This window comes from Sandaracinaceae bacterium (genome assembly GCA_020633055.1).
Classification (GTDB): domain Bacteria; phylum Myxococcota_A; class Polyangia; order Polyangiales; family Houyiibacteriaceae; genus JADJJE01.
Genome location: JACKEJ010000007.1, coordinates 582,518 through 595,597, shown reverse-complemented (window position 1 = coordinate 595,597; position 13,080 = coordinate 582,518). Strand labels below are relative to the sequence as shown.

The following is a 13,080-nucleotide window of genomic DNA, read 5'->3' as shown; positions in this document are numbered from 1 at the left end:
TGCAGCCGACCATCCTCTCGCCCTGCGACGAGTGTCGCCCAGGGGCGTCTCCGGCGGGCCGTGCTGCGGAGCTGCCGTGGTCACGCGTCAAAGGGGTTCGACACGTCGGCCGTGGCCTCGCGGTCGGGGCCCACGCTGATGATGCCGACCTTGCAGCCCACGAGCTCCTCGAGGCGCTCGATGTAGCGGCGCGCGTTCTCGGGCAGGTCCGCGCGCACGCGGCAGCCGGAGATGTCCTCGCTGAAGCCCGGCATCGACTCGTATACGGGCGTCACGCGGTCCAGGTCGTCGTACGGCGGCACGCTCAGACGTTCGCCGTCCAGCTCGTAGGCCACGCACACCTTCAGCGTCTCGTGGCCGCGCAGCACGTCCAGCTTGGTGAGCGCGATCTCGGTCATGCCGTTGACGCGCACGGCGAGGCGCAGCGCGACCGCGTCCATCCAGCCGCAGCGGCGGGGACGCCCCGTGGTGCTGCCGTACTCGACGCCCACGTCGCGCAGCTTCTGGCCAATCTCGTCGTTCAGCTCGGTGGGGAAGGGGCCGCCGCCCACGCGGGTGGCGTAGGCCTTGGCGATGCCCACCACGGACGAGATGGCCGTGGGGCCCATGCCCGCGCCTGCGCACGCGCCGCCGGCGATGGCGTTGCTGCTGGTGACGAACGGGTAGGTGCCGTGATCGATGTCCAGCATGGTGCCCTGCGCGCCCTCGAGCAGGATGCGCTGGTCACCCGCGACGGCGTCCGCCACGATCTGCGCGGTGTCGCAGATGGCGTCGCCCAGGCGCGCGCCCATGGCGAGGTAGGTCTGCACGATGGGCTCGAGCTCGGGCACCTCGCCGCCCATGGCCTCGATGATGGGGCGCCAGGCAGCCAGGTTCGCGGCCAGCTTGGGCTCGAGGCGTTCACGGCTGCGCAGGTCGCCCATTCGGATCCCGCGCCGGCCGACCTTGTCTTCGTAGGTGGGCCCGATGCCGCGCTTGGTGGTGCCGATGGCGTCGTCGCCCTTGGCCGCCTCGCGCAGCCCGTCGACGAGCTTGTGCTGGGGCAGCACCACGTGCGCGCGGTCGGACACCTTGAGGCGCGACTGACAGTCCACGCCGCGCGCCTCCAGCTGGTCGATCTCGCGCAGCAGGACCTCCGGGTCCAGCACGGTGCCCTGCGCGATGACGCACTGCCCGTTGTGCAGGATGCCGCTGGGGATGAGGTGCAGGATGAGCTTCTCGCCCTTCACGACCAAGGTGTGACCGGCGTTCGCGCCGCCCGCGTAGCGCACCACGAGGTCCGCGTAGGGCGTGTACAGGTCCACGACCTTTCCCTTGCCCTCGTCGCCCCACTGGGCACCCACAACAACCAAAGCAGGCATTCGACTCGTTGCTCCTACAGCGCCGCGCCCGTCGCCGCGTGGGCGAACGAGGTCAGCTGAACGATGATATCCGGGGCGTCGCTCGCGATGCGCGTCGACTGCTCGTCGGCGGTGCGGAGGACCCGGTGCGAGCGCTGGCCCGCGACGATGACCAGGGGATAGCGCCAGCTGGCCGCGTAGGCGCTGGCTTGCTTGGCGTTGCCTTCCATGCGCGCGGCGGGCAGCCCCCCCGCGCGCAAGGCGGCGGCCAACGGGTCGGCCACGCCGTCCTCGCCCACGACGACGACGCGCAGGGGCGCGCGGTCCAGGAGACTCTCGCCCTGGGCACGCAGCGCCCACGCCAGGTTGTCCACGTCGAACGCGAAGCCCGTGGCCGGGGCGGGCATTCCGAAGCGCGCGAGCAAGGCGTCGTAGCGGCCGCCCGTGCCGACGGGAGCGCCGGGGCCCTCCGCCAGCAGAGTGACGCTGACGCCGGTGTAGTACGAGTGACCACGCAGCTCGCCCAGGTCCACCGTGACGGGGGCCGCGAGGGACACGTCTGCCAGCCTGTCCACCACCTCGCCCAGCTCCTCGAGCGCCACCGCCACAGGCCCTGTGGGGAAGCGCTTGCGCGCGGCGCGGAGCACGCTCACGTCGCCATAGAGCTCCGTCAGGGCCAGCACGCGCGATCGCTCGCGCGCCGGCACACCCGCTTGCTGGAGGCGCGCCTCGATGGCAAAGGCGTCTTTCTGCGCCAGCGCGTCCGCCACGGCCTGACGTGCCGTCGTGGGCACCAGGTCCAGCATGGTGGCGGCGATGTTCACGTGGGCCAGCTCGAACTGGTGGCCGCGGAGGCCCACCTGCTGACAGGCGTGGTCCGCGACGCGCAGGACCTCGATGTCCGCGGCGGGACCACTCCAGCCGATGCACTCGATGCCCGCCTGCAGCGTCTGCTGCCGACGGCGTGCGCGGTGGCGCATGCGCCGCACCACGGTGCCTTCGTAGCAGAGGCGGTGCGGGGCAGGGCGGTCGGCGAGGCGCGTCGCCACGATGCGCGCCACCTGGGGCGTCATGTCCGGGCGCAGCAGGGCGACCTCGCCGCTGTGCGGCTCGACGAAGCGCATCAGCTCGCGTCGGTCCACCGCGTCGAGTCCGCGCTCCAGCACGTCCGCCAGCTCGAACGGCGGCGTGGTCACGCGGTCGTAGCCATACAGCCCGAACACACGCATGACCTCGCTGCGCAGCTGCTTCAGCCCCGCAGACGCGGGGGGCACGATGTCACGCATGCCGCGCGGTGGGACGAGACCCAGTGCGTCTGGGTGCAACCCTGCCTCCCCCGCCGCGGCGCGCGGTCCGATATCGTCACCGGCGTTGGCCGGAGGAGGCGCCTTGCGGGGCATGCGGACTATCTCTCGAGGTTCAGAGGCGGACGCAGAGCACGGACTCTACGTTCGGGATGGCGCGCAGGGCTTCGAGGGCGTCGGCCGGGACGTCGCTGTCGACGTTCCACAGCGCGAGGGCCTGGCCTTTCTCCTCGTCCAAGCCGAGCTGCATGCGCGACACGTTGATGCCACGCGCGCCCATGATGGTTCCCACGGCGCCGATGACGCCCGGGCGATCCTGGTTCTTCATGACGATGGTCGTGCCGCCCATGACGGCGTCGATCTCGTAGCCCTCGAGGCCCACCAAGCGGGCCTCGCCGCGCTGACCGATGGTGCCGGTCGCCGTGTGGATGCCGTGCTCGCCCGTGACCGTGACCCGCACCGTGGTGCTGTAGCCGCGTGCGTCGGAGTCACGAATCTCCACCAGCTTGATGCCGCGTTCCTGGGCCTCGAACGGCGCGGAGATGGGGTTGACGGGCTCCTCCATGTGCTGCTGCAGGTACCCGGCCAGCGCGCCCCGCGCGATGGGCGTGACGCCCAGCTCGCCTGCGGTCCCCGTGCAGGTCACGCGGATCTCGCGGACGTCCACCTGCTCGAGCTGGCCGAGCAGTGCGCCCAGCTGCTTCGCCAGGTCGACGTAGGGCTGCAGCTGCTCGGCGGTCTCGGCCGGAAGCGCCGGGACGTTGATGGCGTTCTTGACGACGTTGTCCTTCAGGTACTCGGCGACCTGCTGCGCGATCTCGACGGCGACGCGCTCCTGCGCCTCCGCGGTGGACGCCCCGAGGTGCGGCGTGAGCAGCGCGTTCTCGACGTTGATCAGCGGGTGATCCGCCGGGATGGGCTCCTTCACGAAGACGTCCAAGGCTGCGCCGCCGAGCTTGCCGCTCTCGAGCGCGTCCTTGAGCGCCAGCTCGTCGACGATGCCGCCGCGCGCCGCGTTGATGAGCATGGCGCCCGTCTTCATCTTGGCGAATGCGGCCGCGTTGAAGAGGTCCTTCGTCTCGGGCGTGAGCGGGACGTGCAGCGTGATGAAGTCCGAGCGCTCGAGCAGCTCGTCGAAGCCCACCAGCTCGACGCCGAGGCTCGCGGCCTTCTCCTTGGTCATCACGGGGTCCATGCCGATGACCTTCATGTGCAGGCCCTGGGCGCGCGAGACCACGATGCGGCCGATGTTGCCGAGGCCGATGACGCCCAGCGTCTTGTTGGTCATCTCGCGACCCTCGAACTTGGTCTTCTCCCACGCACCCGCCTTCATGGAGGCGACGGCCTGCGGGATCTTGCGGGCGAGGGCGGTCATCAGCGAGATGGCGTGCTCGGCCGTGGTGACCGCGTTGCCCGTCGGTGTGTTCATCACCACGATGCCGCGCTTGCTGGCGGCGGGGATGTTCACGTTGTCGACGCCGATGCCGGCGCGCCCCACGACGCGGAGGTTGTCGGCCGCCGCGATGACCTTCGGGGTGACCTTGGTGGCCGAGCGGATGATGAGGCCGTGGTAGTCGCCGATGACCTCACAGAGCTGGTCCTCGTTCATCCCGGTGCGGTACTCGACCTCGAGCCCCGAGATCGACCGGAGGACCTTGAGGCCTGCGTCGCTGAGTTTGTCCGATACGAGTACTTTCACGTTCGCCATGATCACTCCTTCTGAGCGCGCGTCGGGCAGGCTTCAGAGGCCGGACTGCTAGCAGTATGACCCCCTTGGGTCAAGCGTGGTGCCCGACGGAACGCGAGGTCTCGCGCAGTGCTAGGTCGGCTCCGACGCGGCTCTCGTGGGCTCGCTGGGGACCGCGACGCGCAGCTGGGCCAAGACGGTCAGCACGCGCGCGCCGCGCAGGCGATCGCGCCCCTCGGGATCGTCCAGCGCCGCTAGCAGATCAGCCGTGCTGTGGGGCTTGCGGAGCACCGTGAGCGCCAGCGCGACCAGACCAGGCAGCGTGCTGGTCGCGAGCGTGCGGGGTAGGGCGCTGCCGAGCTTCCACACCGCCGCACCGTGGGGGTCCCCGACGTCCACGGGGTCGAGGCCGTGCATCAGCCGACGCCGGGTCGCTTCCAACAGGATCTCCCAGGGACCCGACGCCAGCGGGAAGCGCTCTCCCGGGGCCGTCGCGCCAGGGTAGAAGCTGAACACCCCGCTCTTCCAGAGCGCCGTCTCCAGGAGCTTCTCCTCTACCTGCGACGCGATGTGCTGGAACAGGTGCACGGGCTCGACCAGACCGAGCGCCACGAGCGTGTCACCCAGCTTGCCTTCGAAGCGCGGCATCACCGCCAGGGCCATGTCGAGCTCCCCGCGCGACACCACACCTCGCGCCACCAGGTACTCGCCCAGCAGCTCCCCCGCCATGTTGCTCGCGACCATGACCGGCGCGCCGTCCACAATGTAGATCTCTTTTCGAACGGCCCCTTGCTCCGCGAGCCAGAGGCCTGTCTCCTCTCGCAGCAGGGAGCGCCCGAGGGCGACCACGATGCCCCCCTCGTCGGCTGGCAGCGTCGTGCTGGGCTGAAGCGTCGGGAGGCTGTCCTGCGTGATGCTCCCCAGCGTGCCGCCACGCGCGTGACGCATGAACTCCGGGACCTCTTCGAGCCGAAACGTGTCGCCCGAGGGGAGGCGCAGCTGGTCGAGGGGGTGCAGTTGACCGAGCGCTACGGACTCGACCACCTGGGCGTACGTGAGTTGCTCGCGCCACTCGCCGCCCGCGCAGATCGCGTACTGCCGCGGCGCGCGCACGGGGGCCGCACCATCTGGCCCGGTGAGCAACGGGTTCGACAGGCCCACGCTCGGGTCGTCGGGTTGCACGGCGGGTGCCCCGGGCACCAGGGTGTCCCGCTCTGCGAGGGGGTTGCGTGACGGGAACAGCGGTGCCTCCCCCCGGGCCAGCTGCTCCAGGCTGAGCTCGATGTGGGGGGTCTTCTCGATGTCCGGCACGTCGAGGGGCAGCGGGTACTCCCCGGTCACCTTCAGGTACTCGCCCGTCGCGTGCGCGATGAGGTCGCCGAACTGCTTGCGCATCGGCGCGTCGGGTTCGCTCACCCCGGCCTCGTGGAGCGCCGCCGCGAGCGCTCCCTGGGCGTCGGCGGCGGACCCCGGGCGGGCGTCTGGGCTGGCGGCAAGCAGGCTGCGGACGAAGGCCGCGACGGGCGAGGGCAGGCTCTTGGCCGTGGCGTCGAAGTGATCGGTGTTGGCGTCGCGGATCGCGAGCAGGATGGCCAGCTCGCTGCCTCCCCGGAAGAGCGGCTTGCCGCCCATCAGGAGCTCGGCCGCGATGACACCCACCGCGAACAGGTCGGTGCGCACGTCGAGGGGCGCACCGGCGACCTGCTCGGGCGCGAGGTACCCGAGCTTCCCCATGCGCCGCCCGCTGTGCCGCGCGGGGAGATGCGCGCTCAAGTGGCTCTGCGCGATCCCGAGGTCGCCCAGCTTGACCTCGCCATGCACCGAGAGCAGCACGTTGGAGGGGCTCACGTCACGGTGGACCACCCCCAGGTGCACACCCTCTGCGTCGTGTGCCGTGTGGATCGCCGTGAGCCCGCGGAGGATCTCCTGGATCACGTACGAGCAGGTCTCCAGGGGGAGCCCGAGGCCTTGGTGCTGGACCCAGCGCAGGAGGCGCCACAGGTCGCACCCGCGCACGTACTCCAGCGCCAGGTACGGCTGGCCCTCGCTTTCCCCGAAGCCGAGCATCTGCACGACGTTTGGGTGGCGGATGTGCGCCCCGAGCCGAGCCTCCTCCTCGAACATGGCGAGCGCTCCGGGTTCGCTCGCGAGATGGGGGAGCATGCGCTTGACGCAGATGACCCTGTCCTCACCGACGGGCCTCGGCTCGATGGCGCGGAAGATCTCCGCCATCCCACCGACCGCGACCCGGTCGACGAGCTTGTAGGCTCCGAAGAGGGTGACAGGCTCGTCTTCGTGTGGAATCTCGCTCATCCAGGCGTTCTGGCGGGGTGGGGTGGCATGGACGGCCGACTATACAGACATGCACCGCGAGTCGAAAGATCGCGCGTGACTACGTTTCGTCGGGGCATGCCGGCGTGCCTGCAGGGCCCGACATCGGCATTACCGGAGCCTGGGCAGGGGAGTTTTCGTGGGACCGATCGTAGCAGCCGAAAAATCGCACCGAGGTCGAGGGTCGCGAAACCACCGGGAACCCCGCCGAACAACGGAGATCCGGGGGTATTCCAGGCCTCCCTCGGGACACTGGGTCCGGCCTCTCCGCCGGTCCTACTTGACTGACCGTGTGAGAGCGGGGATATACGGCCCGCCTGCTGGCCCTTCCGTGCGCAACCCCCCATTGTCACGCGTGGAAATGGACCCTAGCTCGGCACAGAGTCCCCGAGGTTCACCCCCCTCACCCGACCCCACGACGGCTTCCGGTCGTCGCGGAGGCCGAGAACGCAGAGACCAAGAGAAGGTAAGCGCACGAATGACCCCCTCCCAAAAGAGGTGGTTCGGCGCGGCGGCACTCGCCCTGGCAGTGCCCGCAGGTTGGGCCTGGATACGCCTGACCTCGCAACGCTCCGACAACCTCAGCGAGTTCCACGGTGCCCGGCTCGGCATGAGCGCGTCGGCGCTGCGTCGTGGGTTCGTGTACGAGGGGGTCTACCGCGTTCATTCCGATGGCGACGCCGACGGAGAACTTGCTGTAGAGTGGGCGCCCGCATCGACGTCGAGCGACGAGGGAGTGCCTCCGTTCTCGTCCGTGCGCTTCGAGTTCCACCAGGGCCTGCTCGTCGCCATTCGCGCCGACAGCGCCGATCCCGGCGAGCTCCGCCTCGCCCAGTCCCACCCTTTCGTGGCCGACGCCGCCGCGGTCCTGCACCGCAGCGTCATCGAACACAGCTCCGCTTCCACCGCTCGCGTCAGGGTCACCCTCCTGTCGCGAGACTGCCCGACCCACGCCGACGAAGTGCACCAGCTGATGGCGCTCGGCGCCCATCCGCCGGTCACGTCGTCCGAGGAGCCGCCTTCTTCTCACTAGGGCGAGCCGCCGCTCACGCGGAGGCCAACAACCGAACGGCATCATGCAGATCTTTCCTCGACACCTGAATCTCTTGCCACTCGTCATCGCGGGTGCAGCCACCGTCGGAGGTGGCGTGCTCACGGGCGCGATTTGGTACTACGCCTCGCCGGCCAACCTGCAGGTCGGGTACGCGCCCGAGCAGCCCGTCCCGTACAGCCACCGCTTGCACGCTGGCGAGATGGAGATGGACTGTCGCTACTGCCACGCGAACGTGGAGCGCTCGCACGAGGCCATGGTGCCGCCGACGCAGACCTGCATGGGCTGCCACGCGCAGGTGCACCCCGAGTCTCAGCGCCTCGCGCCCGTGCGTGAGAGCTTCGAGAGCGGCGAGTCGGTGGAGTGGGTGCGCGTGCATCAGGTGCCCGACCACGTGTTCTTCGACCACAGCGTCCACCTCGCCGCGGGCGTCGGCTGCGTGTCCTGCCACGGCCGCGTCGACCAGATGGAGGTCGTGCAGATCGATCAGCCCATCAGCATGGGCTGGTGTCTCGACTGTCACCGTGATCCCGGGCCCAACCTCCGCCCCCGCTCGGAGATCACCAACATGGACTGGGCTCCAGACGAAAACTGGGTTGCCCACGTGGATGAGGTCAACCCCCCGACCCACTGCTCAGGGTGCCACCGATGAGTCGCCGCAAGTCATACGAGTTCCAAGACGCCCCCGCGCAGGGGAAGATCAAGATCTGGCGTAGCCTGGAGGAGCTGGACGCCCTCACGGCCGACGAGCCCGCCGCGCGCGCGAACATGAAGCGCGAGGCGGAGGCCGAGCGCCCGGGCGGATTCCTCGGAGTCGACGACCTCTTCAAGAAGACGGGCAAGGCCGTATCGGCCCCGGTGTCCCGCCGCGGCTTCATCCAGTTCAGCACCGCCGCCGCGGCCGCCGTGGCCATCGAGGGCTGCGCGCGCCGCCCCGAGGCCAACATCCTGCCTTACGTGCAGGCGCCGGAGTCGCTGGTTCCGGGTGTCCCCTCGCACTTCGCGACGGTCACCCAGCGCAACGGTGACGCCCTGGGCATCGTGGTCACCAGCCACGACGGTCGTCCGACGAAGGTGGAAGGCAACGCGCTGCACCCGTCGAGCCGTGGTGCGACGGACGTGCGCGCTCAGGCCGCCATCTGGGACCTCTACGATCCCGATCGCGCGCACCAGCCGACGTTGCTGGGCGAGGGTGGGGCCCGTGAGGCGAAGACCTACGCCGAGTTCGACGAGGCCTTCGGGGAGCTCGTCTCCGGCTTGGGCAGCGGCGCTGGGCTGCGCGTCCTCGCGCCGCAGACCAATAGCCCCTCCATGCTGCGCATCCAGCAGCTGCTCACGCAGCGTCTGCCAGGGGCGAAGCTCTACACCTACGACTCGGTCAACGACGACAACGCTCGGTCGGGTGCCCAGCTGCTCTTCGGGCAGCCGCTTCAGGTGCACTACGAGCTCTCGCGGGCCCGGACGCTCCTCGCGCTCGACTGCGACTTCCTCGGCATCGACGCCGGCGCCGTCCGCAATGGGCGCGGCTTTGGTCCTGGGCGAGCGATCACGTCGCCAGACTCTCAGATGAGCCGTCTCTACGCCGTGGAGGCCACCCACAGCCTTACTGGGGCTGCCGCCGACCACCGCTTGGCTCTTCCTGCGACGCGCATCGATGCGTTCGCGCGCGCCCTGGGTGCCGCGCTCGAGGTGCCCGGCGTGGTCGCGGGTGACACCGACGGCATCCCGGCGGAGTGGGTCACCAACGTCGCCGCAGATCTCCGCGAGGCGGGGCGCGCCGCTGCCGTGCTGGTCGGGCGCAACCAGCCCGCCCACGTGCACGCGCTCGTGCTGGCCATCAACGCCCACCTCGGCGCGGTCGGCAGCAGCGTCCTCACCAGCCCCGTCGCCGACGCCCAGGCGCCGCGCAGCGTCGATAGCATCAAGGCCCTGGCGGCCGACATGGACGGCGCGACCGCGCTGCTCATCCTGGGTGGCAACCCCGTGTACGACGCCCCGGCGGATGTGGACGTGGCCGGCATCCTCGCCCGCGAGGGGCTGACCTCCATCCACCTCGGTCATGGTGTGGACGAGACGGGCTCGCTCTGCACCTGGCAGGTGCCGCTTGCGCACGAGCTGGAGACCTGGGGCGACCAGCGCGCCGTGGACGGAACCATCGCCATCCAGCAGCCGCTGATCGCGCCCCTGTTCGGTGCTCGCAGCGCACTCGAGCTGCTGGCGCGGGTCGCGGGCGAGCGCAACTGGCGCGGCCATGGCGTGGTGCGCAACACGTTCCGCCAGACGACCTCGCCCGTCACCTTCGAGCGTGACTGGCGCGCGGCGCTCCATGCGGGTGTCGTGCGCAACTCCACGGGCACGCCCGAGACCCCCACGCTGGACGCCAGCCTCGTGTCAGCGGCGCTCAGCACCCCTGCCGCAACGCTCGAGGGCATCGAGGTGCAGTTCGTCCCCGACTCGGCCCTCTGGGACGGTCGCCACGCCAACAACGTGTGGGCGCAGGAGCTGCCGGACCCCATGACGAAGATCGTCTGGGACAACGTCGCGCTCGTGTCGCGCGCCTACGCAACACGACTGGGTGTGCGTCCGCAGGACCTCATCCGCATCAGCAAGGGCGAGCGCAGCGTGGAGCTGCCCGTGTGGATCCTCCCCGGCCACGCGGACGACAGCATCACGCTCACCCTGGGCTACGGTCGCACCCGCGCCGGCCGCTATGTGACGGTCGCCGACGGTCGCCCCGGGGCCACGATGGGTGGCGGCTTCCGCGTCGAGGCCCTGCGTGACTCGGAGAACTTCTACTTCGGTGGCGGGTTCACGGTCGAGAAGGTGGGCGGTCACTACAACGTCGTCCAGACCCAGACCCACGACAACATGGAGGGGCGCCCGATCGCCATCGACGCGACCCTCGAGCAGTACAAGGACGAGCCGCAGTTCGCTTCGTTCCGTACGGTGGAGTTCGCCAGCACCGACCCCCTGTGGCGCCAGGTCAACTACGACGACCAGCGCGTGCAGCCCAGCGACACCACGCTGCCCGAGGTGCTGCACAAGTGGGGCATGGTCATCGACCTCAGCAGCTGCACCGGGTGCAACGCCTGCGTTGCCGCGTGTCAGGCCGAGAACAACATCCCGGCCGTGGGCAAGCGTGAGGTCGAGCGTGGCCGTGAGATGTCCTGGCTGCGCCTGGACCGCTACTTCCTCGGTGACGAGAGCAACCCGCAGGTCGCGCTGCAGCCCGTCGGGTGCCAGCACTGCGAAGAGGCGCCTTGCGAGAACGTCTGCCCGGTCAACGCCACCGCGCACAGCCCCGAGGGGTTGAACGACATGGCGTACAACCGCTGCATCGGCACGCGCTACTGCGCCAACAACTGCCCGTACAAGGTGCGCCGCTTCAACTACCTCGACTGGCACGTCCGCCTGGACGAGCTGGTGGACGAGCAGACCGGCAACACCACCATCCCGGGCCTCGGCTACCGCGCCGGCACGGACGTCGCGAACTTCCCCGAGGAGCGCAAGCTCGCGTTCAACCCGAACGTCACGGTCCGCATGCGCGGCGTCATGGAGAAGTGCAGCTACTGCGTGCAGCGCATCCAGGGTGCCCGTATCGCCGCTCGTCGCGAGCAGCGTCAGCTGCGTGACGGGGACGTCGTGACGGCCTGTCAGTCGGCCTGCCCCACGAGCGCCATCGTCTTCGGCGACCTCAACGACCCCGAGAGCCGCGTGTCGCAGCTCGCGCTGCGCGACCGCCGCTACAGGCTGCTGGCCGAGCTCGGCACGCAGCCCCGCACGACCTTCCTCGGAAAGATCCGCAACCCGAACCCCGCCTTCCCCACGCCGGCCGCCGCTGAGGCCACCGGACACGACGGCGAGCATGCAGCTGGCGAAGGCCAGGAGGCGCACCAATGAGCGACGAGACGCCCATTGTCGAGATCGGCGAGACCTATCTCCTCCCCCAAGGCACCACGGTCCACGACATCACGGAGGCCGTCGCTCGGGTGACCGAGACGAAGGCTCCGCGCGGGTGGTGGATCTGCTTCCTCCCCTCCGTGTCGTTGCTCGGCCTCATGAGCGCCGTCATCGCGTACCTGCTCGCGATGGGCATCGGCGTGTGGGGCAACAACGCGCCGGCCTACTGGGGTTGGGACATCACCAACTTCGTGTGGTGGATCGGTATCGGGCACGCCGGCACGCTCATCTCGGCCATCCTCTTCCTGTTCCGACAGAAGTGGCGCACCAGCATCAACCGCTTCGCCGAGGCCATGACCGTCATGGCCGTGCTCTGCGCCGCGATGTTCCCGGCGCTGCACACCGGCCGTCCCTGGTTCGACTACTACCTGTTCCCCATCCCGAACCAGATGGACATGTGGCCCAACTTCAAGTCGCCGCTCATGTGGGACGTGTTCGCCGTCAACACGTACCTCACCATCTCGGTCATCTTCTGGTTTGTCGGGCTCATCCCCGACTTCGCCACGCTGCGTGACCGCTCCGAGACCATGCTGCGCCGCCGCATCTACGGCTTCCTGGCCCTCGGCTGGCGCGGGTCGCACCGCGGCTGGCAGCACTACGAGCGCGCCTACCTCATCTTCGCCGGCATCAGCACCCCGCTCGTGCTCTCCGTGCACTCGGTCGTTTCGTTCGACTTCGCGACGTCGGTCATCCCCGGCTGGCACACCACCATCTTCCCGCCGTACTTCGTCGCTGGCGCCGTCTTCTCGGGCTTCGCGCTCGTCATGACGATGATGCTCATCGTGCGCGCGGTGTTCGGCATGCACAACCTGGTGAACATCCGGCACCTCGACCTCATGAACAAGTTCATGCTGGGTACCTCGATGATCGTCGGCTACGCCTACGCCATGGAGTTCTTCATCGCGTGGTACTCCGGCAACCCCTACGAGCAGTGGGTCTTCCTCCACAACCGCGCTGGCTTCGCGCGGCTCGACAGCCTCGGCAACTGGGGCCCGCTGTGGTGGAGCTACTGGGCCATGATCGGCTGCAACGTCCTCGTGCCGCAGATCTTCTGGTTCAAGAAGTGCCGCACGAGCATCCCCATCATGTTCGTGGCCACCATCCTCATCAACATCGGCATGTGGTTCGAGCGCTTCGTCATCATCGTGACGTCGCTCACCCAGGACTTCCTGCCCAGCTCCTGGGGCAACTTCCACCCGACGTTCGTCGACGTGGGCCTGTACCTCGGGACGTTCGGGCTCTTCCTCACGCTGTTCCTCCTCTTCGTGCGCTGGATTCCGATGATCGCCATCGCGGAGCTCAAGGCGACCCTCCCTGGCGCGCACCCCAACCTTCACCACCATCACGGCGAGGAGCACGACCACGCGCACGCGCACGTGTCGGCCGAGCCTGCCCCGGCGGAGTGAG

The 13,080-nt window shown here is 69.4% G+C and carries 8 protein-coding genes; 4 read left to right on the top strand and 4 right to left on the bottom strand.

The window, feature by feature from the left end; translation table 11 throughout:
• Positions 1-80: 80 nt before the first annotated feature.
• The 4 genes from H6726_15950 to H6726_15935 form a co-directional block, all read right to left on the bottom strand.
• Positions 81-1,361 (bottom strand): adenylosuccinate synthase, encoded by a 1,281-nt coding sequence (locus H6726_15950; protein ID MCB9659146.1) that lies wholly within the window; start codon positions 1,359-1,361, stop codon positions 81-83.
• 14 nt (positions 1,362-1,375) lie between these two features.
• On the bottom strand, positions 1,376-2,665 hold the full coding sequence (locus tag H6726_15945) for an ATP phosphoribosyltransferase regulatory subunit (protein ID MCB9659145.1): 1,290 nt from the start codon (positions 2,663-2,665) through the stop codon (positions 1,376-1,378).
• 94 nt (positions 2,666-2,759) lie between these two features.
• Positions 2,760-4,343 (bottom strand): phosphoglycerate dehydrogenase, encoded by a 1,584-nt coding sequence (locus H6726_15940; protein MCB9659144.1) that lies wholly within the window; start codon positions 4,341-4,343, stop codon positions 2,760-2,762.
• Between the two features lie 120 nt (positions 4,344-4,463).
• Positions 4,464-6,644, bottom strand: a complete 2,181-nt coding sequence (locus H6726_15935; GenBank protein MCB9659143.1) for a protein kinase — start codon at positions 6,642-6,644, stop codon at positions 4,464-4,466.
• Positions 6,645-7,140: 496 nt separating this feature from the next.
• On the opposite strand from H6726_15935, the gene H6726_15930 reads away from it, so the two are divergent.
• Genes H6726_15930 through nrfD form a run of 4 tightly spaced genes read left to right on the top strand, consistent with a single transcriptional unit; the run spans position 7,141 to position 13,079 of the window.
• Entirely contained in the window at positions 7,141-7,695 is a 555-nt protein-coding gene (locus H6726_15930; protein ID MCB9659142.1) for a hypothetical protein, read from the top strand.
• Positions 7,696-7,738: 43 nt separating this feature from the next.
• Complete coding sequence (locus tag H6726_15925) at positions 7,739-8,365, top strand: cytochrome c3 family protein (protein ID MCB9659141.1); 627 nt, start codon at positions 7,739-7,741, stop codon at positions 8,363-8,365.
• Positions 8,362-11,613, top strand: coding sequence for a 4Fe-4S dicluster domain-containing protein (locus H6726_15920; protein MCB9659140.1), 3,252 nt, complete (start codon positions 8,362-8,364; stop codon positions 11,611-11,613). Before H6726_15925 ends, H6726_15920 begins: the two co-directional genes overlap by 4 nt.
• A complete protein-coding gene (gene nrfD / locus H6726_15915) occupies positions 11,610-13,079 on the top strand; it encodes a polysulfide reductase NrfD (protein MCB9659139.1) in 1,470 nt (489 codons plus the stop codon). Before H6726_15920 ends, nrfD begins: the two co-directional genes overlap by 4 nt.
• The last annotated feature ends 1 nt before the right edge of the window (position 13,080 follow it).